Source organism: Paraburkholderia humisilvae (genome assembly GCF_902859855.1).
In the GTDB taxonomy this organism is placed as follows: Bacteria; Pseudomonadota; Gammaproteobacteria; order Burkholderiales; family Burkholderiaceae; genus Paraburkholderia; species Paraburkholderia humisilvae.
This window is the reverse complement of record NZ_CADIKH010000013.1, coordinates 92,048-114,067: the sequence shown is the minus strand read 5'-3', so window position 1 is coordinate 114,067 and position 22,020 is coordinate 92,048. Positions and strand designations below refer to the sequence as shown.

Sequence of the window (22,020 nt, the reverse complement as noted above, 5' to 3'; positions counted from 1 at the left end):
GCTCAGGCGGCGAGCCGCGAAATGTCGGCGACGCAGTTCATCTGCTGATGCAGCGCGCCGAGCAGGGCCAGACGGTTCGCGCGCAGTGCAGGGTCTTCAGCGTTGACCATCACGTCGTTGAAGAACGCGTCGACCGGTTCGCGCAGCGCCGCGAGTGCCGATAGCGCGCCGGTGTACTGGCGCTGCGCGAGTTGCGACTGCACGCGTGGCGCAACCTGTTCGAGCTGCGCGTGCAGCGCCTTTTCCGCGCCTTCGACCAGCAGTGCCGCCTGCACGATCGCGTGGTCGCCATACGCCGTGACGCTTTCTGACTTCTTCAGGATGTTCGAAATCCGCTTGTTGGCTGCCGCCAGCGATGCCGCTTCAGCCAGCGCCGCGAATTCGCGCACCGCATCGAGGCGCGCGACGATGTCGTCAAGGCGCGTCGGGTTCAATGCGAGCACCGCGTCGACTTCGCCGGCGCCGTAGCCGCGCTCGCGCAGCAGGCCGCGCAGGCGATCCATAAAGAACTCGTAGAGCGCGGCCGTCGAATCGGCGACGTTCGGCAGCGCGGCGAACTGCTTGTACGCGGCGCGCAGCAATTCAACCAGATCAACCGGCAACTGCTTTTCGACCAGAATGCGCAGCACGCCAAGCGCGTGGCGACGCAGCGCGAACGGGTCTTTTTCGCCGGTAGGCTGAAGGCCGATGCCCCAGATGCCGACCAGCGTTTCGAGCTTGTCCGCGAGGGCCACCGTGGTGCCGGTCGCGGTCGCGGGTAGCGCGTCGCCGGAGAAGCGCGGCTGGTAGTGCTCCGAGCACGCGAGCGCGACTTCTTCGGGCTCGCCGTCGTGGCGCGCGTAGTACGTGCCCATCGTGCCCTGCAGCTCGGGGAACTCGCCGACCATATCGGTCAGCAGGTCGGCCTTCGCGAGGCGCGCAGCACGCCTCGCGAGCGCGACGTCGGCGCCCGTCAGCGCGGCGATCTCGCCCGCCAGCGCTTCGATGCGCTCGACACGCTGCAGCGCGCTGCCCAGCTTGTTGTGATAAACGACGTTCGCAAGCAGCGGCACGCGGTCCGCGAGCGGCTTCTTCTTGTCCTGTTCGAAGAAGAACTTCGCATCGGCGAGGCGCGGGCGCACGACGCGCTCGTTGCCTTCGATAATGTCGCCGGGCGTGTCGGTCGCGATGTTCGAGACGATCAGGAAGCGCGAGCGCAGCTTGCCGTGCGCGTCAGTCAGCGCGAAATACTTCTGGTTCGTCTGCATCGTGAGGATCAGGCATTCCTGCGGCACTTGCAGGAATTCGTCCTCGAAGCGGCACGCGTAGACGACCGGCCATTCGACCAGCGACGTCACTTCGTCGAGCAGTGCGTCGGGCATTACCACCGGGTCGCCGTTCGCCTGCGCGAGCAGCTGCGAGCGGATCACGTCCTTGCGCTCGGCGAAGTTCGCGATCACATGGCCTTTATCGCGCAGCGTTTCCGCATACGCATTCGCATGCTGGATCTGCACAAAGCCTTCGGACAGAAAACGATGACCGAGCGTCGTATCATCCGCGTCGATACCGAATGCGGTGACCGGCACGATCTGGTGATCGTGCAGCACCGTGAGCCGATGCACGGGGCGCACGAACTGCACGTTGGTGCCGTCGGGGCGCTGATAGGTCATCACCTTCGGAATCGGCAGTTTTGCCAGCGTTTCGTCGAGCGCGGCCTGCAGACCTTCGGCGAGCGTCGCGCCGGGCGCGGCATAGCGCAGGAAGAATGCTTCGGCTTTGCCGTCCGACGCGCGTTCGAGATCGCTCACCGGGAAGTCCGCGAAGCCGAGCGCGGCGAGCTTCTTCGCCAGCGGCGCGGTGGGCTGGCCGTTCGCATCGAGCGCGACCGACACGGGCAGCACTTTTTCGCGCACCTGTTTTTCCGGCGCGACCGTGCGTACGTGATTGACGGTCACCGCGAGGCGCCGCGGCGTCGCATGGCGTTCGAACGACAGCTCGCCTTCGATCAGATCGCGCGCCGCGAGGCGCTGCGCAATGCCTTCGGCGAACGCGTCGCCAAGACGTGCGAGCGCTTTCGGCGGGAGCTCTTCAGTGAGCAGTTCGACGAGCAGGGTGGCGTGATGGGCGTGCGTCATGTGTTCTTGTCTCGTCATTCTTTGTCGAAACTGCGCTCGATCTTCAGCGGCGGCGCCCACGCGGGCTTTGCGGCTTCCTGTTCGTCGGATTCGAGGCCGGGCACCGCGTGCACCGGATTGCCGAGCATCGGGAAACCGAGCTTCTCGCGCGAATCGTAGTAAGCCTGCGCGACGGCGCGCGACAGATTGCGGATGCGGCCGATATACGCCGCCCGCTCGGTGACCGAGATCGCACCGCGCGCATCGAGCAGGTTGAACGTATGCGCGGCCTTTAGCACCAGTTCATACGCGGGCAGCGGCACCTGTGCTTCCATCATCCGCTTCGCTTCGCTTTCGTAGCTATTGAAGAACGTGAACAGCAATTCGACGTTCGCGTGCTCGAAGTTATACGTCGACTGTTCGACTTCGTTCTGGTGATACACATCGCCATAGGTGAGGCGGCGCATTTCCGGACCATTCGGACCTTGTTCTTCCCACTCGGTCCAGATCAGGTCGTAGACGTTCTCGACCTTTTGCAGGTACATCGCAAGACGCTCGAGTCCGTAGGTGATTTCGCCGAGCACAGGTTTGCAGTCAAGGCCGCCGACCTGCTGGAAGTAGGTGAACTGCGTGACTTCCATGCCGTTTAGCCACACTTCCCAGCCCAGACCCCATGCGCCGAGCGTCGGATTTTCCCAGTCATCCTCGACGAAGCGCACGTCGTTCTGCTTCAGGTCGAAGCCGAGCGCTTCGAGCGAGCCGAGGTACAGGTCGAGGATGTCTTCGGGCGCCGGCTTCAGCACCACCTGGTACTGGTAGTAGTGCTGCAGGCGGTTCGGGTTCTCACCGTAGCGGCCGTCCTTCGGGCGGCGCGACGGCTGCACATAGGCCGCGCGCCACGGCTCGGGGCCGACTGCGCGAAGGAACGTATGGACGTGCGAGGTGCCCGCGCCGACTTCCATGTCGATCGGCTGGAGCAGCGCGCAACCCTGCTTGTCCCAGTAGGACTGCAGCGTCAGGATGATTTGCTGAAACGTGAGCATGAAGTGTCTTTCCGGGGGAAGTGCGGCGCGCGTGCGAATCGCCGCGGGACGACCGCGCTGCATCCGGCCGGCCCAGCGACGGGCCATCGCGCGGCCCGGTGCTAAAACCGTGAATTTTACCGGATTGCGGTTGCGTTGAGACTTTCCGCGGGCCTCACCGGCCCGCTGCGCGATTGGCGCTCGATTCGCGCTTCACTCGTGCTCAATGGGTTGGGTCGCGCGGAGCGTCGCGCGTTGCATCCGCTCCTGCTTGATTGCCGCGCCGGTCCGCGCGCGACGGACCGAAGGCAAAGCCGAACGCGAGCAGTAACAGCGACACCGCGAGCACCGTGTTATTGCCGCTCGTCACGTACGGCGTATTGCCGGACGTGCCCTGGATCGTCACGTCGAGCGAGCCTTCGGTGAACGGCGGCAGCCGCGCGATCACATTGCCGTGCGCGTCGATGGCGGCGGTTGTGCCGGTGTTGGTCGCGCGCAGCATCGGCCGACCCGTTTCGAGCGAACGCATCCGCGCGATCTGCAGATGCTGGTCGAGCGCAATCGTATTGCCGAACCACGCGAGGTTGGTCGAGTTGATCAGCACCCCGGCGGGTGTTGCGTTCTCGCGCACCGTGCGCGCGATTTCTTCGCCGAAGATATCTTCATAGCAGATATCGGCCGACACCGGCTGGTTATGCACCATAAATGGCTTTTGCACCGGCGCGCCGCGGGCGAAATCCCCAAGCGGAATATTCATCAGGTTGACGAACCAGCGAAAGCCCCACGGCACGAATTCGCCGAACGGCACGAGATGATGCTTGTCGTAACGGTATACGTCGTTCGTGTTCGGCGTGATGCCGAACAGGCTGTTCGTATAGTCGACGACCCGGCCTTCCGGCGTGATCTTGCCGCCGATCGCACCGAACAGGATCGACGTGCCGGTGGCATCGGCGAACTCGCGTATCGCGACCGCGAACGCGTTCGGCACGTCCTGCGCGAGCACCGGGATCGCGGTTTCGGGCGTGACGATCAGATCGGCGGGCTGCTCGGTAATCATCCGCTGATACTCATCGATCGCCGCGCTGACGCCCGCCTGTTCGAATTTCATTTCCTGCTTCACGTTGCCTTGCAGCAGCCGCACGTTGAGCGTCGCGTTGGCCGGCTGCGTCCACGACACGAGCGGCAGCAGCAGGCCGGCGGCGATCAGCGCCACGGCGATCGCCGCGGGTGCCACGATGCGTGCGGTACGCGAGTTGCCGATAGCGCGCGTGCCGCCCGGTGCGCTCGCGGCCGTCGCGCGGCCGTTGCCGAACGCGCGCAGCAACGCCTGTGCGATCAGCGCGGCCGTCAACGCGAGCACCCAGCCGACACCGTACACACCCGCGAGCGGCGCAAAGCCGGCAAACGGTCCGTCCACTTGCGCATAACCGCTCGAGAGCCACGGAAAGCCGGTGAACACCGTGCCGCGCAGCCATTCGCCGAGCGCCCATGCGCTCGCGAACGCGAAGGCGCCGTGCCAGGTGGGCGAGAACGGTGTGTCGTCGGCTTTGCCGTTGCGCGCATGCCCCGCGCAGAACGACCACACGCCCGCCGCAAAGGCCGGATAGAGCGCGAGATACATCGAGAACAGCACGAGCGCCGCGCCCGCCAGCGGCGCCGCCATGCCACCGAAGTCGTGCATGCTCACATACAGCCACCAGACGCCCGTGACGAAATTGCCGAAGCCGAATGTGAAACCGGTTAGCGCGGCGCTCTTCCAGCCGGTCGAGCGCGTGAGCCACGCATAGAAAAACACGAAGATCGCGAGTCCGAGCCAGCCGCCATGCGGCGTCGGCGCAAACGACAGTGTATTGACGGCGCCCGCGGCGAGCGCCGCGAGGTAGTGCCAGCGCGGTAGCGTGCGGCCGCCCGCTGCAGCTTCGTCGGGCGTCACGCCGCGGCGCAGACGGGAAGGAATCGGGTCGGCCATTGTTACGTTCGTTCCGTTCTTTACATTCGGCAGTGGTTGAGTTGCGTGCGCGATAGCGTAGGGTTGCGTTCGAGAGGCGCAGCGAAACAGGACAATCAGGTCTGCACGTGCTGCGCATCGCGTTCGCGCTGGCCCGCGAGCGGGTCCTTGCGCACGAGCAGCATGTGAATCTGCCGCGCGTCGGCGCGCAGCACTTCGAAAATCAGGTCACCGAGGCGCACTTTTTCGCCACGATGCGGCACACGGCCGAAGTGATGCGTGACGAGGCCGCCGATCGTATCGACTTCCTCGTCGGAGAAATGCGTGTCGAATTCTTCGTTGAACTGCTCGATTTCAGTGAGCGCGCGCACGCGATAACGCCCGTCCGGCGACGCGATGATATTGCCGCTTTCCTCGTCGAAGTCGTATTCGTCCTCGATGTCGCCGACGATCTGTTCGAGCACGTCTTCGATCGTGATCAACCCCGCGACGCCGCCGTATTCGTCGACGACGATCGCAATGTGATTGCGGTTCACACGAAAGTCATGCAGCAGCACGTTCAGGCGTTTCGACTCCGGAATGAACACGGCGGGCCGCAGCATGCCGCGCACGTCGAATTCTTCTTCCGCGTAGTAGCGCAGCAGGTCTTTCGCGAGCAGCACGCCGATTACGTTGTCGCGGTTGCCTTCGTAGACCGGATAGCGCGAGTGCGCCTTTTCGAGCATGAACGGGATGAAATCGGCGGGCGCGTCGGCGATATTGATCGCGTCCATCTGTGCGCGGGGCACCATGATGTCGCGCGCGCTGAGCTCGGACACCTGGAACACGCCTTCGATCATCGACAGCGAATCGGCGTCGATCAGGTTGCGCTCGTGCGCGTCCTGCAGGATTTCGAGGAGTTCGCCGCGGGAGTCGGGCTCGGGCGAGATGAAGTCGGTCAGTCGCTCGAGCAGCGAGCGCTTTTCGGTGGGTTTGTCGCTGGTGGATCGTCGACTGGGATACGTGTCGTTCATGGTGATGCGCCCGGTTGGGCCCGGCGCGCTGTTGCAGAGTGTTAAGGATACACCACACGCATGGCAGGTCTGTGTCCCGCCCCGTCTGGACGCGCGGTGGCCGGCTTCGGGCTGGTGCACGGGCGTTCGCAGTTGCCTGCGGTCGCCCACCGACGGCCAGGCCGGCGGCCGGACGGTGAGCGCGTCGCACTGCAGGCCACGTTTTTATCGTAACGGATAAATTCGCCGCCTGAGGGCGAGAAACGGCGCAGAAGCGGTGACAGAAGCGGTGACAGAAGCGGGGGCGGAAACGGGGGGCAGAGCGTGAAGAAATTTAATGTGAGGCCATAGCGCGTGGAACGCGTCGGCTGTCAGGCGTCACCGGCCGGTACCCGTTTTCCGCGCGGGTACGATGGGTTCGCCCGCTTTGCCGCGCGCGTCGCTCCGGCCTGCGCCTTGCTGCGCTTGCCGCTTGCAGCGCGCCAGCAGCGCTTCGAGCGCGCGGTCGGGCATGCCGCTGTTGCGCAGTGCCTCGACGGTGCGGCTCACATAGTCGAGGGTGGTGCCGTACCGGCCGCACGCGCAGTCGAACACGGCGCTCACCACGTCGTCGGATAGCTTGCCGGTGTAGCTCGGCACGTCGCGGCGCATCACGAATGCAAGCGCATCGACGCGCCGGCCGTCGGCGAGCACGCACGGCAACCAGGCCGGCCGGTACGAGCCCATCGCCATTTCACGGTGCCAGAGCGCCTCGAGGTGTGGTTGCGCGCCTTCTGCCGCGAGGCGAAAGGCGATGCCGCTGCACGAGCCACCGCGGTCGAGCGCAAGCACGAGGCCCGGCTGCTCAGGCGTGCCGCGGTTGACGCGCGACCACAGGTAAAGCCCGCGGTGATAGCCGTGCACGCGCGAGCGAACCGCTTCGGCGGTCGGCAGACCCGGATTCCAGATCAGCGAGCCATAGCCGAACAGCCACAGATCGCTCGCGTGATCCCAGCGGCTGAGCGTGTCATTCATCGATGCGCGCAGTTCATCATCCGACAGCAGCCGCGACTCGCCGAGCGCCGGCGGATAGTCGGGGCAGTCAGGCTTGCCGGGCGGCGCGGAGTCGGGATGACGGGCAGTCACGGTATGTTCCGGATAGGCGGCGCGCTGGGGACGCGATCAGCGGTGGCTCGCTGCGGGTGAATTCACGAGTCGTATCGAAGGCGATGGCGGCGCTATCCGTTTTGCCGGTAAGGGTCCGGAAAGCCGAGGCCGGCCAGCACCTCTGTTTCGATGGCTTCCATTTCCTGCGCATCCGCGTCGTTCTCGTGATCGTAGCCCTGCGCATGCAGGGTACCGTGAACCAGCAGGTGCGCATAGTGCGCCGCGAGCGGCTTGTGCTGTTCGGCCGCTTCCTTTTCGACGACGGGGCAGCACAGGATCAGGTCGCCGCTGACCGGATCGTCTTCCGATTCGGCATACGCGAAGGTCAGCACGTTGGTCGCGTAGTCCTTGCCGCGATACGTGCGGTTCAGCGTGCGGCCTTCGTCCGCGTCGACAAAACGCACGGTCAGTTCGGCGTCGGCAAACAGCGCCGCCCTGATCCAGCTTGCGACGCTCGCGCGCGGCAGCAGCGCCTTGTGCTCGGGCCACGCCTTCGCGGCCGGGAATTGCAGGCTCAACGAAAGTTTTGGCGCGCGGTTCATTCGGGCGAGCGGCGCGCGGCGGCGGCGGCTTGCGCCGCGCTGTCCTCTTTTTGTGCATGCGCATCGTACGCTTCGACGATTCGCGCAACCAGCGGATGCCGCACGACATCCGCGCTCGTGAAGCGTGTGAGCGCAATCCCGCGCACGTCGGACAGCACCTGCTGCGCTTCGATCAGTCCGCTTTTCTGGCCGCGCGGCAAGTCGATCTGCGTCGTATCGCCGGTCACGACAGCCTTCGAGCCGAAGCCGATTCGCGTGAGGAACATCTTCATCTGCTCGGGTGTCGTGTTCTGCGCTTCGTCGAGGATGATGAACGCATGGTTCAGCGTGCGGCCGCGCATATACGCGAGCGGTGCGATTTCGATCATCTGGCGTTCGAACATCTTCGCGGTCTTGTCGAAGCCGAGCAGGTCGTACAGCGCATCGTAAAGCGGCCGCAGGTACGGGTCGACCTTCTGCGCGAGGTCGCCCGGCAGGAAGCCGAGCCGCTCGCCGGCTTCGACCGCGGGCCGCGTCAGCACGATGCGCTTGACCTGGTCGCGCTCGAGCGAATCGACCGCGCACGCAACCGCGAGATAGGTCTTGCCGGTGCCGGCAGGCCCGACGCCTAAGGTCACGTCGTGCGAGATGATCTGCTTCAGGTACTCGCGCTGCGCGGGCGTGCGGCCGCGCAGGTCGGCGCGGCGCGTATAGAGCTTCGGACCGTACTCTTCGATGTCCTCGACGCCCTCATGCGCCGGTTCGTCGAACGGATGGTCCGGATCGCCGCGAAAGCGCGGGTCCAGTTCGTCGTCGCCGTTCGGGCGGATCTGATGGATGGGATGGCGCGATTCGACGAGCGCAAGCTGGATATCGTCGACTGACAGCGGGTCGCGCGCACTGTTGTAGAAGTTTTCGAGCGCGTTCAGCGCGACTTTCGCGCCGCGCCCACGGATGCTGATGCGGTGGCCGCGGCGTTGCAGCGTGACATCGAGCGCCTGTTCGATCTGCCGCAGATTTTCGTCGAGCGGGCCGCAGAGGTTGGCGAGCCGCGCGTTGTCATCGCGCGGTGCAGTGAATTCCAATTGTTGCTGAGTGGTCTTCAAGGCGATGGTTCGATCCTGTCGATGCGCGACGTGCCTTCCGTGTGCCGTCGCTCAGTGAGTGGTCTCGGGTGAGTCCTCGTGCGCGAGCACGAGTTCGCCGCGCAACGAATGTGGGTACGCGCGGACGATTTTCACGTCGATCATCTGGCCGATCAGCCGCGCATGCGATTCGAGCGGCGCCGGGAAGTTCACGACGCGGTTGTTCGCGGTGCGGCCCGCAAGCTCGGTCGTCGGGTCTTTACGGGCCGGCCTTTCGACCAGAATGCGCTCGACATGGCCGACCATCGCGTCGCTGATGCGCGCCACGTTCGCTTCAATGGTTGCCTGCAAATGTTGCAGCCGTTGCAGTTTCACTTCACGCGGCGTGTCGTCGTGCAGATTCGCGGCGGGCGTGCCGGGACGCGGGCTGTAGATGAACGAGAAGCTGGTGTCATAGCTCATCTCGTGCACGAGCGCCATTGTTCTGGCGAAATCGTCCTCGGTCTCGCCCGGGAAACCGACGATGATGTCGGTCGACAGCGACAGGTCCGGACGGACCGCGCGCAGCCGGCGAATCACGGACTTGTACTCGAGCACCGTGTAGCCGCGTTTCATCGCCATCAGAATGCGATCGGAGCCGTGCTGCACCGGCAGATGCAAGTGGCTGACGAGCTTGGGCACCTTCGCATAGGTATCGATCAGCCGCTGCGTGAATTCCTTCGGATGCGAAGTGGTGTAGCGGATGCGCTCGATGCCGGGGATGTCGGCGACGTATTCGATCAGCGTCGCGAAGTCCGCGATGTCGGCCGGGCCGACTGTCAGCGGAGCGCCGAATTTTCCACGATAGGCGTTCACGTTCTGGCCGAGCAGCGTCACTTCGCGCACGCCCTGGTCGGCAAGGCCGGCGATTTCGGTCAGCACGTCATCGAGCGGCCGCGACACTTCTTCGCCGCGCGTGTATGGCACGACACAGTAGCTGCAGTACTTGCTGCAGCCTTCCATGATCGACACGAACGCACTCGGGCCGTCGACGCGCGCCGGCGGCAGATGGTCGAACTTCTCGATCTCGGGGAACGAGATATCGACTTGCGGACGGCCGCTCGCGCGGCGCGCGTCGATCATCTGCGGCAGGCGATGCAGCGTCTGCGGCCCGAACACCAGATCGACATACGGCGCGCGCGCGACGATCGACGCGCCTTCCTGGCTCGCGACGCAGCCGCCGACGCCGATCAGCAGATTCGGGTTCGCTTCCTTCAGTTCGCGCACGCGGCCAAGGTCGGAGAACACCTTTTCCTGCGCCTTTTCGCGGACCGAGCAGGTATTGAACAGAATGACGTCCGCGTCTTCCGGGGAGTCGGTCTTCACGAGGCCTTCAGCAGCGCCGAGTACGTCGACCATCTTGTCGGAGTCGTACTCGTTCATCTGGCAGCCGAAGGTCTTTACATAAACTTTCTTGGTCATCTAGGGTTCGCCGTTCGCAGTGGTTGACCTGGGGGCGTCATTCAGTTCGATGTGGGGCGCAAACATCAGGCGCGGCCAAATTCGGCCAGACCCGGCGGCCAAACCCGGCCAAACGCATGCGGCCGCGCACAGGCGGCCATTCGGATACGCATTCGGGTGCGGATAGGGGCGTGTTTCCAGTGTAGTCCGATATTATAGCCTTTCACCGCGCGCCTTTTCTGGCGTTGCTGACAGTGGTGCGGCGTCCGGGTATCCACAACGGGCTTCGAGTTCCGCCAGCGTGCGCGCAAATCGCTCCGCGAGAAAATCGAGCAGTACGCGCACCCGCGGCGCCATGAACCGGTTGCGGTGGTAGAGCGCATGCAGCGGCGCGTCCGGGTAGCGCCAGCCGGGCAGCAGCACCCGCAGGCCGTCCGAGCGCAGATCCGCTTCGACGTCCCACAACGATTTCACCACGATCCCGTAGCCGCGCAGCGCCCATTCGCGGGCTACCGCGCCATCATTGGTCTCGCGTGCGGTATCGAGCGGCACCGTGTATAGCTCGACCTCATTGCCGCGCGTGAAGCGCCATTCAGTGACCGCACCCGACGCGGTCGAAAGCACGATGCAGTGAAAGCGCGCGAGGTCGCGCGGATGCTCGGGCAGGCCGTGCCGTTCGAGGTATTCGGGCGACGCGCAGACCACACGCGGATTCGGCGCGAGCGGCCGGGCGACCAGTGAACTGTCGGGCGGCACGCCGAAGCGGACGGCCAGGTCGATGTCTTCCTGCACGAGGTTCGACAACGCGTCGGACAGCGTCAGGCCGAATGTCACGTCCGGATACAGCGCATTGAATTCGTCGAGCCAGTGCATCAGCAGGTTGCGGCCGAAATCCGACGTCGCCGAAATACGTACCTTGCCGCGCACCATGTTCTGGCCCGCTTGCAGCGCGGTTTGCGCGTCATCGAGCGCGCTTAACGCCTGACGGCTGCCTTGCAGGAACACGCGGCCTTCGTCGGTGAGCCGCAACTGGCGCGTGGTGCGCTCGAACAGACGCGCTTTCAGGCCACTTTCGAGCTTCGCGAGACGCGCGCTGGCGGCGGCGGGCGTCAGGCCCAGCTTGCGTCCTGCCGCAGACAGACTGCCGAGTTGCGCAGCCTCGACGAATAGCCGGATATCACCAAGGTTGTCCATCGTCTTCAAAAAATATTTGACAATCTTTCAAATGCTACGGCAATTCTCAAAAGTCTGCGGTCCGGTGAGAATGCGCGCATGGGTAAAAACCCGGAGGGTCAGCGATGCATCTCGATCATGCAACGATCGTTACGCCGGACGTCGACGCGGCGCGCCGCTTTTTCGTCGACATCGTCGGCCTGACCGACGGCAGGCGTCCGCCGTTTCGCGTCGGCGGCGCGTGGCTGTATGCGGCCGGGCGGCCGGTGATCCATCTGGTCGACGCAACCTTGCCACGCGCTGTGGCAAGTGACGCAGCGCCCAGCGGCGCGGCGCCGCGCATCGACCATATTGCGTTTCGGATCGACCGCGCCGATGCATGGCATGCGTTGATCGCGCGCATCGAGGCCGCGGGGGTCGGCTATCAACGCGCCGATGTGCCGCTGACCCGCGAAGTTCAACTGTTCGTCGCGCTTGCGCCGGGCGTTGTCATTGAATTCGTCACGGCCGCAGAGCACACGTCTTCGTGACGCGTCACGTGGTTCAGCCTGGATCAAATACTGGAGCAATCTGACATGCCTATTCCGCTGTTGGCGCTGGCGATCAGCGCGTTCGCGATCGGCACGACCGAGTTCGTCATCATGGGACTGTTGCCCGACGTGGCAAACAACCTTGCAGTGTCATTGCCGTCCGCCGGTTTGCTGGTAAGCGGCTATGCGCTCGGCGTCGCGGTCGGCGCGCCGCTGCTCGCGGTCGTCACCAGCCGCATGCCGCGCAAATTCGCGCTGCAACTGCTGATGGGCGTGTTCATTGTCGGCAACGTGCTGTGCGCGGTCGCGCCCAGCTACGGCTTGCTGATGGTGGCGCGCGTCGTCACATCGTTCGCGCACGGGTCGTTCTTCGGCATCGGTGCGGTGGTGGCCGCGTCGCTGGTGCCACAGGAAAAGCGGGCTAGTGCGATTGCGCTGATGTTCACCGGCCTCACGCTTGCCAACGTGCTCGGCGTGCCGTTTGGTACGTTTATCGGCCAGCAGTTTGGCTGGCGGGTCGCGTTCTGGATTGTCAGTGGTCTCGGCGTGCTGTCGCTGGCGGGCGTGACCGCGCTGGTGCCGAATCGTCACGATACAGGGCCAGTGGGTCTCGGCCATGAAGTACGTGTGCTGAAGGAGCCGCAAGTCTGGCTCGCGCTTGCGATGACAGTGCTCGGCTTCGGCGGCGTGTTCGTCGTGTTCACCTATATCGCGCCCATCCTGGAACAGGTGAGCGGCTTCACGCCGCGCGGCGTGACGCTGATGCTCGTGCTGTTCGGCGTCGGCCTGACGGTCGGCAACACGATTGGCGGCAAGCTCGCGGACCGCTCGCTGATGCCGTCGCTGATGGGCATTCTCGCGGCGCTGGCGATTGTGATGGCGGTGTTTGCGCATACGAGCCACACGCAGATCGTGGCGGCGGTGACCGTGTTCATATGGGGCATCGCGGCATTTGCGACGGTGCCGCCGCTGCAGATGCGCGTGGTCGAAAAGGCAGCGGCTGCGCCGAATCTGGCGTCGACGCTGAACATTGGCGCGTTCAATGTCGGCAACGCGGCCGGCGCGTGGCTCGGCGGACTCACGATCGGCCACGGATATGGGCTCGACACGTTGCCGTGGGTGGCGGCCGCGGTGGCGGTGGCGGCACTGATGCTGACGTGGATTGCCGCGCGCATCGATGCGCCCGCAACGATCGTGCCGCGGCGGGTGAAGGCGGGCTGACGGTGATGCGGTGGGTAATGAGCAGATACCAGGCGCGGCCGCAATCGTGATATCGGTGTGACGATATCTTGGTTGGGCGGCCTGTCCGCCGATGCTAGGCTTGCCTCCAGTCAGGCTTGCGCCGTGTTGTGCCGTTTCGGCAGCGGCGCGCACGGAGGCACATCATGCAGTCCCCGCTCGCGCTGGTGCGCGATCCCGTCATCGACGGCGCCGATGTCGATGCGCACGCCGCCACCGAAACTGTCGATGCGCTTGAGCAACTGGTCGGCGTGAATCTCGCGCGGCTGCGCGCTGAGCGGCAGTTGTCGCTCGACGCGCTGTCGCGGTTGTCGGGCGTGTCGCGCGCGATGCTCGCGCAGATCGAATCGGCACGCAGCGTGCCGTCGATCAAGGTGCTGTGCAAGATCGCGGCCGCACTGAAGGTATCGGTGTCGGCGTTCTTGCGGCGCTACGCGGTGCATGGTTTCGAGCATTTACCGGCGGAGCGCGCGGCGCGCTTGCTGACGTCGAATGGTCGGTTTGCGACGCGCGCGCTGTACCCCGACGCGGAACCGGCGGCCGCTGAGTTTCACGAGCTGCGCATCGCACCGCTTCATACCGAGCCGGGTACGCGTCGTTTGCCGGGCACCACGGCGAACCTCGTCGTCAGCGAAGGGACGCTCGAAATCAGCGTGCATGGGCGGCGTCAACTGCTCGCGACCGGCGATGCGATCGTGTTCGACGCCGATCAGCCCCATACGCTGCGCAACCCCGGCGATACGGAGGCGCGTGCGTTTCGCGTGATCGTGAATCCTGAGACGCCGCCGCGCTGGGAACCGGCTGTCACGGCGGCGTCCGCCGCGGCTCAGTTGTCCACGCCGTTGTCCACGCAGTTGAGTGCTCAGCCGGATGCCCAGTTGGCGGATTAGGCCGTTAAGCGAAATATCGATGGTTGTTGTATGCTTTGCGCGCCGGAAATATCGTTCCGGCAATCAGTACGTCTTCAGGGCGGGGTGAAATTCCCCACCGGCGGTATGCGGCGGCATCGCGCGATCGAGCGCGCGCCAGCCTGCGAGCCCGCGAGCGCTCGCGCAGGTGCGTTCGACTATCGGTCGAAGCACGCGCGAGGTCAGCAGATCTGGTGCGATGCCAGGGCCGACGGTCATAGTCCGGATGGAAGAAGATGTGCAGATGGTCATCTGTTCGTCCTTGCCGTACCGCTCGTTCATGATGCGGTGCGTGTCCGTTGCGGCACGTCGGCAGGATGCGTTTGTCTGTTTGCAATGCCCTGAAACGTTTTTCGCCCGAACCTTTGCGAGGAGCGTTTCATATGTCCTTCACTGCTGCTGCAACACCTGCTGTCTCCCCTTTCCTTGCCAGCTTCCCCGAGCCCGCGGTTCGCGCCGACGACGCGCTCGCCGATCTTCCGCTGCGCGACACCGACGCGATACCGCCGCGCATCGCGGCCGCGCTGCAGGCGCTGCGCGAGGGCCGCGCGGTCGTGCTGCAGGACGATCACGATCGCGAAAACGAAGCCGACCTGATCGTTGCCGCGGAGCGTCTGACCGTTGAGATGATGGCGCTGCTGATCCGCGAATGTAGCGGCATCGTGTGCGTGTGCTTGCCGGACGAGCGGATTCGCGCGCTCGAGCTGCCGCCGATGACGTCGAACAACGAAAGTCGCAACGGCACAGCGTTCACCGTGTCGATCGAGGCACGCGATGGCGTGTCGACCGGCGTGTCAGCTGCGGACCGGGTGACGACGATTCGCGCGGCGATTGCGGATCATGCGAAACCTGCCGATATCGTGCGGCCGGGCCACGTGTTCCCACTGCGTGCAATGCCGGGTGGCGTGCTCGCGCGGCGCGGCCATACCGAAGGCACGGTCGACCTGGTGACGCTCGCGGGCCTCAAGCCTGCCGGCGTTCTGTGCGAATTGATGAATCCCGACGGCACGATGATGCGCGGCGCCGACGTCGAGCGGTTTGCCGAGCGTCACGCGATGCCGATCTTGACGATTGCCGAACTGGTCGAGTTTCGCGAGGCGCTTGCGGCCGCACGGGAATGGTCGGCCGAGGCGGCGTAACAGGCGAACGACAGCGCACACAGGGGAGACACCGGCGGCGCGCCGCGTGGGTGCGCTGATCCGCGCGCTACGACTGCACGTCGCCGAATGTGCCTTTCATGCCGGCTTCGACCAGTGCGGGCAACTCGCTCATATGCTGCATGATCCGGGTGATGCCCATATGGCGCAGCACGTCCGCGTAGCCGTCGGGGATATGGCTTGCGCCGACGAATGCGATGGTCTTCATGCCGGCCGCGCGCGCCGCGTTGAGGCCCGATACGCTGTCTTCGATTACGACGCATCGCGTGGGCGGCACACCAAGTTGCTGCGCCGCGAACAGGTACACATCCGGAAACGGCTTCGGCCGCGCGACCTGTTCGGCGCTGAATACCCGGTTCGCGAACATTTCGGTGAGACCAGCGCGTTGCAGCGATGCGCTTACCCGCGCGAGCCGGCTGTTGGACACCACGGCGGCCGGCAGCGGCACGCGTTGCAGCGCATCGCGTACGCCGCTGATTGCGGCGAGCGATCTCGCCAGTTCCGCTTCGACCTTGCGATCGATGGTCTGCACGAAGTTCGCGGGCAACGTGATGCCGAATGTCGCTTCGACGCTTTCGAGAAAACGCGACGTTTTCTGACCGAAGGCGGTTTTGATGATCGTGTCGAACGAAAGCGCCGGGTACATCTCGGAGAGCGTCTTGTGCATCACCCGATCGGCAATGACTTCGCTGTCGACGAGCACGCCGTCGCAGTCACAGATGAGGTGGTCGATCATAGGGAAAACTGAAGAGCGGGGACCGGCGCGTGGGTAAGGCTTCGAACGCTTGCGGAAAACAACATGATACGCGGTGCTGTGGCGCAACGACATGATGGTGCTGCATCGCTTGCCGCGCGAAGGCTTCGCGCGAGCGCCGCGCGGCTCGAACGCCGCCTTGCCCCCAGAATGCGGCTGTGCCCGGTATGCGCACCGCTTAGTGCGTATCGTCCGCCCATGCCTTCGCGGCACGCACCGCACGCTGCCAGCCCGCGAGGCACTGATCGACGTCACGGCGTGTCATTGCCGGTGAAAAACGGCGCTCGAGCTGCCATTGACTTTGCAATGCATCGATGTCCTCCCAGTAGCCGACCGCCAACCCCGCCAGATACGCGGCGCCGAGCGCCGTCGTCTCGCTGACGCGCGGACGCACCGCATCGACGCCGAGCAGATCGGCCTGAAACTGCATCAGCAGATTGTTTGCGCAGGCGCCGCCGTCGACGCGCAGCTCGCCGATGCGCATGCCGGAGTCGGCCTCCATCGCCTTCAGCACATCGAGCGATTGATAGGCGATTGAATCCAGCGCGGCGCGCGCGATATGCGCGGACGTGGTGCCGCGCGTGACGCCGAACAGCGTGCCGCGGGCGCGGGCGTTCCAGTGCGGCGCGCCGAGCCCGGCGAACGCGGGCACCAGATAGACGCCGTCGCTATGCGGAACATGGCGCGCCAGCGCTTCGATTTCCGCCGCGCTGCGAATCATGCCGAGTCCGTCGCGCAGCCATTGCACGACCGCGCCGGCGATAAAGATGCTGCCTTCGAGCGCATAGTCGACGCGATCGCCGATTTGCCACGCGATGGTCGTGACGAGGTTGTTGCTCGATTCGATCGGCTGGCTGCCGGTGTTCATCACGAGGAAGCAGCCGGTGCCGTAAGTGTTCTTCGCCATCCCCGATTGCGTGCAGAGCTGGCCGAACAGCGCGGCGTGCTGATCACCGGCGATGCCCGCTAGCGGAATGTTCGATGCGAACACGGTCGTATGCGCGGGCCCATACACCTCGGATGACGGCCGCACGTCAGGCAGCATGCTGCGCGGAATGTCGAGTGCCGCGAGCAGCTGGTCGTCCCATTGCAGCGTATGAATGTTGAACAGCATCGTGCGCGACGCGTTGGTCACGTCGGTGATATGCAAGCTGCCCTTCGTGAAGTTCCAGACGAGCCAGCTATCGACGGTGCCGAACGCGAGCCTGCCTTGCCGGGCCTTTTCGCGTGCGCCTTCGACGTTATCGAGAATCCAGCGGATCTTCGTGGCCGAGAAATATGAATCGATCGGCAAACCGGTTTTCGCGCGCACGGTTTCTTCAAGCCGTTGCGCTTTCAACTGATCGCAGAAGTCGGCGGTGCGGCGGTCCTGCCAGACAATCGCGTTGTAGACCGGCTGGCCGGTGTCGCGATCCCAAACGATGGTCGTCTCGCGCTGGTTCGTGATGCCGATCGCCGCGATCGACGCCCCGCCCACGCCCGCGCGCGTCACGGCTTCGGCGGCGACGCCCGCCTGGGTTGACCAGATCTCCTGCGGATCGTGCTCGACCCAGCCCGGTTGTGGATAGATCTGCTCGAATTCTTTCTGCGCGGTCGACACGACATTGCCGTTGCGGTCGAACAGCATCGCGCGTGAACTGGTCGTCCCCTGGTCGAGCGCAAGGATGTATTGATCCGGCATGTGTCTCTGCTCCATGTCTTGTCGGTGTTAGCGGCGCGGGGTGCGGGTTCGCGCCTGATTGTTGCACGCGGACAGCCGACCGTGGCGCACGCGGGTCATAAATGCCGCGCCGGGGTCTCGCGCGCAAGCCATGCATCGATGTCACGCGAGACGGCGTCGAGCGTCCCCGGTTCGACGTGGAGGCCGAGCTTCGTGCGGCGCCACAGCACGTCGTAGGCGCTGCGCGCCCATTCGACCTCGCGCAGATAACGAAGCTCTGCTTCGTATAGATCAGGCGTGAACGCGTGCCCGAGGTCCGCAAGCGAGCGCGCTTCGCCGATCACGCGTGCGGCCCGCGTGCCGTAGGCGCGTGCGTAACGATGTGCGAGCGGTGCGGGCAGCCACGGATGGTGTTGTTCGAACTGTGCGGCATAGCGCGCGAAATCGGCGTGAGCGATATCGCCGCCCGGCAGCGGTGCCCCGGCCGTCCATGCCGGTGCGGGCGTTCCCAACGCGCGCGTGATTTCATCGAGCGCTTCTTCCGCGAGCTTGCGGAACGTCGTGATCTTGCCGCCGAACACCGATAGCAGTGGCGCGGCGCCGTCGGGATGATCCAGTTCGAGCCGGTAGTCGCGTGTGACCGCGGACGGGTTGCCCGCGTTTTCGTCTTCGAGCAATGGCCGTACACCCGAGTAAGTCCAGACCACATCGCGTGGCGAGATCGGCCGCTTGAAATAGCGGTTGATCGACTCGCACAGGTACTGCGTTTCTTCCGCGGTGATCGCGACGTGCGATGGATCGCCTCGGTATTCGATGTCGGTCGTGCCGATCAGCGTGAAGTCGCGCTCGTAGGGAATCGCGAAGATGATTCGCTTGTCGGGGTTCTGAAAGATGTATGCGTGGTCGTGCTCGAACAGGCGCCGCGTGACGATATGACTGCCTTTGACGAGCCGCACCGCATAGTGGGTCCTGTTGTGGTTCGCGCTGTCGTGCGGAGGCTTGCTCGCGGCTTCGTGCAGATCGTCGTGTGGGTTGTCGTGCGAGTTGTTGTGGGGATCTCCGACCGTTCGGCGCCCGATCGCATCGCGCAATAGTTCGCCGACCCACGGCCCCGCCGCGTTCGCGATTGCGCGCGCCTGCACGTTCAGTGCCGTGCCGTCCGCGTTCATCAGCCGCGCGTGCCAAAGCCCGTTCACTCGCGTGGCACTGGCGAGCTTCGTGCGCGTCATCACCCGTGCGCCGCGTTCACTCGCGTCGAGCGCGTTGAGCACGACGAGCCTGGCATCGTCGACCCAGCCATCGGAATAAACGAAGCCGCGGCGGATTGACGTGACAAGCGGCGCGCCAGCCGGATGCGTGCGCAGATCGATGCCGCGCGAGCCAGGCAGCACCTCGCGGCGCGCGAGGTGATCGTACAGAAACAGACCGGCCCGGATCAGCCACGCAGGCCGCAGGTTCGGTATATGCGGCATCACGAAGCGCAGCGGCCACATGATGTGCGGCGCGGCGCGCAACAACGTTTCGCGTTCCTGCAAAGCCTTGCGCACGAGTGAAAATTCACGGTACTCGAGATAGCGCAAGCCGCCGTGAATCAGTTTCGTGCTGGCCGACGACGTATGCGCGGCAAGATCGTCCTGTTCGCACAGCAGTACCGACAGCCCGCGGCCGGCCGCGTCGCGAGCAATGCCCGCGCCGTTGATGCCGCCGCCCACGACGAGCAGATCGAAAGGGGTGTCTTGCGCCACTGTGAGCCCCCGTTCGTGCGGGGAAGGACTTGCCGGAGGAAAGCTATTCGAAAACATAATGTTCGTTTTCGAACTTTAACGAGCATATTCGAAAAAGTAAAGTTCGTGCCGCGTCAGCGGCGATGGAGGTGGGTGTCGTGGGGCGTCCCGCTTGCCGCGCATGTGCGCAGCGGTTGCCGGACTGGTGGCGCGCTGCGTCGCGTCGGACGATACTCATGCCACCAGCTATTTCGAGGTGAAGAGAACATGCGTGGAATCTGGATGATCGGGGCCGCGGCGCTTGTCGCGGGTTGTGTGAGCACGCCCAGCCTGACCGGCACACCGGGTGCGCCGTCGTTCGACGCGTTGCAGCAGATGTGCAGCCCGCAATTGGTCGACTTCGGCCAGGATGCGCAGTCCGTCTATGTGACGTTGTTCGACGCGTATGTCGCGCAAAGGCGCGGCCGCCTGTCGCAGGAGAATTTCTGCGCGTTCCAGCAGTCGATCGCGCAGCAGTACACCGAGCACGGCACGAGCAGCGATCCGCAAGTGCGCAATCTCTGGGTCGCGTTCTTCAATGAGCAGCGTGCGAAGGCGATCGGCTGGCGCTCGACGGTCGATCCGACATTGCGCAACGGCTAGCCGCGCGCCGACAGTAAGCCATCAGCAAGCCAACGGCGCGATGAGAACGCGCTTACCGCGCGATCGACAAACGGACACGCATAAGAAAACGGTCAGGCGAGCAGGCCCGAAGCCGGGGTGCCGCGTGACCGTCCGTGAACCTGTGCATGTGCGTGTCCGTTGCGGACACGCTCACCGATTCAATCTGCCGGCCGGCAATCGATTGCCGGGGTAATCTATGAAAATCGCTTGATGGCTCTGAGTGCGGAATCGCCGCTTTCGGTGACGCGCCATTGCTGCCGGCCCGACGCGAGTCGTTCGAGTTGGACGAGCTGCCGTTCGAGCAGCGCATCGAGCTCCTGGCGCTCCATGTCGACCTGGTTCGGTGCGTCCTTCACGAGCAACAATGTGGCGAATTCATGCGGACTCAGCATCGCTTCTCTCCATTTCAAGCGTACTCGGGCTGCCTTTGCGACATGCTGTCAGTCAGCGCTGACAGCGCGTGATCCTTTTGGGACCAGGCATGAGGTTTAGCTTTCGTGGCCGGCGTACTCGATAAGCACGTCGGGGAACTGGAGTTTAGTCAAGCACCGCACGAACGCCAAATCGGCCCCAGTAAATTTTCCATTTGACAGCAGCGCAGACCGCAGGCGGTCTGCGCCAGCGCTCAATTTCACGATTTCACTGCAGGTTTCGCGTGCATCGCAGCATCGTCGATGTGCGACGCAACAGGCCGTCGCCTTAAGTTCTCCTTGCAGGTCCTTTCATGTCCCACGCGCACCGGTTACCCAGCGACGAATACCTGGGTGCCGGCGGCGGCAATCGTCTCGGTCATCCCGGCGGGTGGTGGCGCGTCGGTGAAGAGCGAATCGATCTGGTTCAGATGGCCCTGGCGGACCAGAGCCGGCCGGCCGAACTTCGAGTGGTCGGCGGCGAGAAACACCGTGCGCGAATGCTCGATGATCGCTTCGGCCACCCGCACTTCGCGCGTGTCGAAGTCGCGCAGCGTGCCGTCGGTCTCGATGCTCGACGTGCCGATGATCGCGAAGTCGACCTTGAACTGCCGGATAAAGTCGATCGCCAGTTCGCCAACGACGCCCTTGTCCCATGGCCTCACGATGCCGCCTGTCACCAGCACCTCGCAATCCGGATAGCCGCTCATCATGCTCGCGACATTCAGATTGTTGGTGATCACGTGCAAGCCGCGATGCCGGTTCAATGCACGCGCAACTTCCTCGGTGGTGGTGCCCAGGTTGATGAAGAGCGACGCCTGATCGGGGATATGCGTGGCGACGAGTGCTGCGATGCGACGTTTCTCATCATGGAACATCCGCTGCCGTGCGGTATACGACACGTTCTCGGAACTGGTCGGCAGGCTCGCGCCTCCATGGTAGCGGCGCAGCAGATTGATGTCGGCGAGCCAGTTGACGTCGCGCCGGATGGTCTGCGGCGTGACGTCGAAGTGGGCGGCGAGATCATCCACCGTCACGAAGCCGTCGCGCTGGACCCACTCGAGCAGTTCCTGTTGGCGTGCGTTCAGCGTGAGGCGTGGGTCGCGGGTCATGGCGGAGCGGTCGGTCCGCGCGGCGGCGCGGCGGGCAAGGGTTAGCTTGCGCGTATTGTAAGGCGTCCGCTCGCTCAGCCATCCGCGATGGCCGGTCGATGCACGCGGCGCGATCGACAGGTCCTCATGCACAATGTCTCTTACCGCCCGTTACATCGCTGATGCGCTTCCAGCAAGCACGCGCATGGTGCGTTGCGAGGCATCGCATGATGCTTTGGGCCATCGCGTGATTCCTCACAGGAACCTGAGGTAGCCCGGCATGGTCTGTGCTGTGGTGTCCCTGCACTTTTGCGAATCTGCGGCTAAGATGAAAGGTAAAGACAAATTCGTTCACATCATGCGGTCGTGCATTTTGGGAGAAACGCGCAAGCTAACGGGTCCGAGCGCTCGGGTTTTGGGCATGCTTCGTTCAACGAGACGATCCAGTTTTGGGAGCACCACAC

General features: G+C 64.5%; 19 protein-coding genes and 1 riboswitch. Of the genes, 5 read left to right on the top strand and 14 right to left on the bottom strand.

The window, feature by feature from the left end; genetic code table 11:
• Window positions 1-2: 2 nt before the first annotated feature.
• From glyS to HV796_RS15665, 9 genes are all read right to left on the bottom strand, one after another.
• On the bottom strand, window positions 3-2,114 hold the full coding sequence (gene glyS, locus HV796_RS15705) for a glycine--tRNA ligase subunit beta (protein ID WP_175227424.1): 2,112 nt from the start codon (window positions 2,112-2,114) through the stop codon (window positions 3-5).
• 14 nt (window positions 2,115-2,128) lie between these two features.
• Entirely contained in the window at window positions 2,129-3,136 is a 1,008-nt protein-coding gene (glyQ, locus tag HV796_RS15700) for a glycine--tRNA ligase subunit alpha (protein ID WP_175227423.1), read from the bottom strand.
• Window positions 3,137-3,338: 202 nt separating this feature from the next.
• Window positions 3,339-5,084, bottom strand: a complete 1,746-nt coding sequence (lnt, locus tag HV796_RS15695) for an apolipoprotein N-acyltransferase (protein WP_175227422.1) — start codon at window positions 5,082-5,084, stop codon at window positions 3,339-3,341.
• A gap of 95 nt (window positions 5,085-5,179) precedes the next feature.
• Complete coding sequence (locus tag HV796_RS15690; RefSeq protein WP_175227421.1) at window positions 5,180-6,076, bottom strand: CorC family transporter; 897 nt, start codon at window positions 6,074-6,076, stop codon at window positions 5,180-5,182.
• 357 nt (window positions 6,077-6,433) lie between these two features.
• Window positions 6,434-7,180, bottom strand: coding sequence for a gamma-glutamylcyclotransferase (locus HV796_RS15685; RefSeq protein ID WP_175227420.1), 747 nt, complete (start codon window positions 7,178-7,180; stop codon window positions 6,434-6,436).
• 92 nt (window positions 7,181-7,272) lie between these two features.
• Window positions 7,273-7,743 carry an rRNA maturation RNase YbeY gene (ybeY, locus tag HV796_RS15680; protein ID WP_175227419.1) on the bottom strand — a complete coding sequence of 157 codons (471 nt, stop codon included), beginning with the start codon at window positions 7,741-7,743 and terminating at the stop codon, window positions 7,273-7,275.
• Window positions 7,740-8,828 carry a PhoH family protein gene (locus HV796_RS15675; RefSeq protein ID WP_175227418.1) on the bottom strand — a complete coding sequence of 363 codons (1,089 nt, stop codon included), beginning with the start codon at window positions 8,826-8,828 and terminating at the stop codon, window positions 7,740-7,742. The genes ybeY and HV796_RS15675 overlap by 4 nt, the downstream gene beginning before the upstream one ends.
• 51 nt (window positions 8,829-8,879) lie before the next feature.
• A complete protein-coding gene (gene miaB / locus HV796_RS15670) occupies window positions 8,880-10,268 on the bottom strand; it encodes a tRNA (N6-isopentenyl adenosine(37)-C2)-methylthiotransferase MiaB (RefSeq protein WP_175227417.1) in 1,389 nt (462 codons plus the stop codon).
• 192 nt (window positions 10,269-10,460) lie between these two features.
• On the bottom strand, window positions 10,461-11,441 hold the full coding sequence (locus tag HV796_RS15665; RefSeq protein ID WP_175227416.1) for a LysR family transcriptional regulator: 981 nt from the start codon (window positions 11,439-11,441) through the stop codon (window positions 10,461-10,463).
• 104 nt (window positions 11,442-11,545) lie between these two features.
• On the opposite strand from HV796_RS15665, the gene HV796_RS15660 reads away from it, so the two are divergent.
• From HV796_RS15660 to ribB, 4 genes are all read left to right on the top strand, one after another.
• A complete protein-coding gene (locus HV796_RS15660) occupies window positions 11,546-11,950 on the top strand; it encodes a VOC family protein (RefSeq protein ID WP_175227415.1) in 405 nt (134 codons plus the stop codon).
• Window positions 11,951-11,995: 45 nt separating this feature from the next.
• Window positions 11,996-13,171 (top strand): MFS transporter, encoded by a 1,176-nt coding sequence (locus HV796_RS15655; RefSeq protein WP_175227414.1) that lies wholly within the window; start codon window positions 11,996-11,998, stop codon window positions 13,169-13,171.
• A 164-nt stretch (window positions 13,172-13,335) separates the two neighbouring features.
• Window positions 13,336-14,079 carry a helix-turn-helix domain-containing protein gene (locus tag HV796_RS15650; RefSeq protein ID WP_175227413.1) on the top strand — a complete coding sequence of 248 codons (744 nt, stop codon included), beginning with the start codon at window positions 13,336-13,338 and terminating at the stop codon, window positions 14,077-14,079.
• 66 nt (window positions 14,080-14,145) lie between these two features.
• Window positions 14,146-14,339: riboswitch (FMN riboswitch) on the top strand.
• Window positions 14,340-14,480: 141 nt separating this feature from the next.
• A complete protein-coding gene (ribB, locus tag HV796_RS15645; protein WP_175227412.1) occupies window positions 14,481-15,236 on the top strand; it encodes a 3,4-dihydroxy-2-butanone-4-phosphate synthase in 756 nt (251 codons plus the stop codon).
• A gap of 67 nt (window positions 15,237-15,303) precedes the next feature.
• On the opposite strand, the gene HV796_RS15640 is transcribed toward ribB, so the two are convergent.
• From HV796_RS15640 to glpD, 3 genes are all read right to left on the bottom strand, one after another.
• A complete protein-coding gene (locus HV796_RS15640; RefSeq protein ID WP_175227411.1) occupies window positions 15,304-15,990 on the bottom strand; it encodes an HAD family hydrolase in 687 nt (228 codons plus the stop codon).
• Window positions 15,991-16,186: 196 nt separating this feature from the next.
• Window positions 16,187-17,689, bottom strand: a complete 1,503-nt coding sequence (gene glpK / locus HV796_RS15635) for a glycerol kinase GlpK (RefSeq protein ID WP_175227410.1) — start codon at window positions 17,687-17,689, stop codon at window positions 16,187-16,189.
• Between the two features lie 95 nt (window positions 17,690-17,784).
• Window positions 17,785-19,413, bottom strand: coding sequence for a glycerol-3-phosphate dehydrogenase (gene glpD, locus HV796_RS15630; protein ID WP_246355884.1), 1,629 nt, complete (start codon window positions 19,411-19,413; stop codon window positions 17,785-17,787).
• Window positions 19,414-19,659: 246 nt separating this feature from the next.
• Here glpD and HV796_RS15625 point away from each other — a divergent pair, with 246 nt between their 5' ends.
• Window positions 19,660-20,034: a hypothetical protein gene (locus tag HV796_RS15625; protein WP_175227408.1), complete on the top strand. Its 375-nt coding sequence runs from the start codon at window positions 19,660-19,662 to the stop codon at window positions 20,032-20,034.
• A gap of 215 nt (window positions 20,035-20,249) precedes the next feature.
• Here HV796_RS15625 and HV796_RS15620 read toward each other — a convergent pair whose 3' ends face one another.
• Window positions 20,250-20,447 carry a hypothetical protein gene (locus HV796_RS15620; RefSeq protein ID WP_175227407.1) on the bottom strand — a complete coding sequence of 66 codons (198 nt, stop codon included), beginning with the start codon at window positions 20,445-20,447 and terminating at the stop codon, window positions 20,250-20,252.
• A 350-nt stretch (window positions 20,448-20,797) separates the two neighbouring features.
• On the bottom strand, window positions 20,798-21,577 hold the full coding sequence (locus tag HV796_RS15615; protein ID WP_175227406.1) for a DeoR/GlpR family DNA-binding transcription regulator: 780 nt from the start codon (window positions 21,575-21,577) through the stop codon (window positions 20,798-20,800).
• Window positions 21,578-22,020: the final 443 nt, after the last annotated feature.

What these genes read in the sequence shown, in the direction of transcription:
- HV796_RS15625 (WP_175227408.1), top strand. Translation starts at nt 19,660, where the DNA reads ATGCGTGGAATCTGGATGATCGGGGCCGCGGCGCTTGTCGCGGGTTGT.
- HV796_RS15650 (WP_175227413.1), top strand. Translation starts at nt 13,336, where the DNA reads ATGCAGTCCCCGCTCGCGCTGGTGCGCGATCCCGTCATCGACGGCGCC.
- HV796_RS15665 (WP_175227416.1), bottom strand. Translation starts at nt 11,441, where the DNA reads ATGGACAACCTTGGTGATATCCGGCTATTCGTCGAGGCTGCGCAACTC.
- HV796_RS15615 (WP_175227406.1), bottom strand. Translation starts at nt 21,577, where the DNA reads ATGACCCGCGACCCACGCCTCACGCTGAACGCACGCCAACAGGAACTG.
- HV796_RS15660 (WP_175227415.1), top strand. Translation starts at nt 11,546, where the DNA reads ATGCATCTCGATCATGCAACGATCGTTACGCCGGACGTCGACGCGGCG.
- HV796_RS15690 (WP_175227421.1), bottom strand. Translation starts at nt 6,076, where the DNA reads ATGAACGACACGTATCCCAGTCGACGATCCACCAGCGACAAACCCACC.
- lnt (WP_175227422.1), bottom strand. Translation starts at nt 5,084, where the DNA reads ATGGCCGACCCGATTCCTTCCCGTCTGCGCCGCGGCGTGACGCCCGAC.
- ribB (WP_175227412.1), top strand. Translation starts at nt 14,481, where the DNA reads ATGTCCTTCACTGCTGCTGCAACACCTGCTGTCTCCCCTTTCCTTGCC.
- glyS (WP_175227424.1), bottom strand. Translation starts at nt 2,114, where the DNA reads ATGACGCACGCCCATCACGCCACCCTGCTCGTCGAACTGCTCACTGAA.
- HV796_RS15620 (WP_175227407.1), bottom strand. Translation starts at nt 20,447, where the DNA reads ATGCTGAGTCCGCATGAATTCGCCACATTGTTGCTCGTGAAGGACGCA.
- glpK (WP_175227410.1), bottom strand. Translation starts at nt 17,689, where the DNA reads ATGCCGGATCAATACATCCTTGCGCTCGACCAGGGGACGACCAGTTCA.
- glyQ (WP_175227423.1), bottom strand. Translation starts at nt 3,136, where the DNA reads ATGCTCACGTTTCAGCAAATCATCCTGACGCTGCAGTCCTACTGGGAC.
- HV796_RS15640 (WP_175227411.1), bottom strand. Translation starts at nt 15,990, where the DNA reads ATGATCGACCACCTCATCTGTGACTGCGACGGCGTGCTCGTCGACAGC.
- ybeY (WP_175227419.1), bottom strand. Translation starts at nt 7,743, where the DNA reads ATGAACCGCGCGCCAAAACTTTCGTTGAGCCTGCAATTCCCGGCCGCG.
- HV796_RS15655 (WP_175227414.1), top strand. Translation starts at nt 11,996, where the DNA reads ATGCCTATTCCGCTGTTGGCGCTGGCGATCAGCGCGTTCGCGATCGGC.
- miaB (WP_175227417.1), bottom strand. Translation starts at nt 10,268, where the DNA reads ATGACCAAGAAAGTTTATGTAAAGACCTTCGGCTGCCAGATGAACGAG.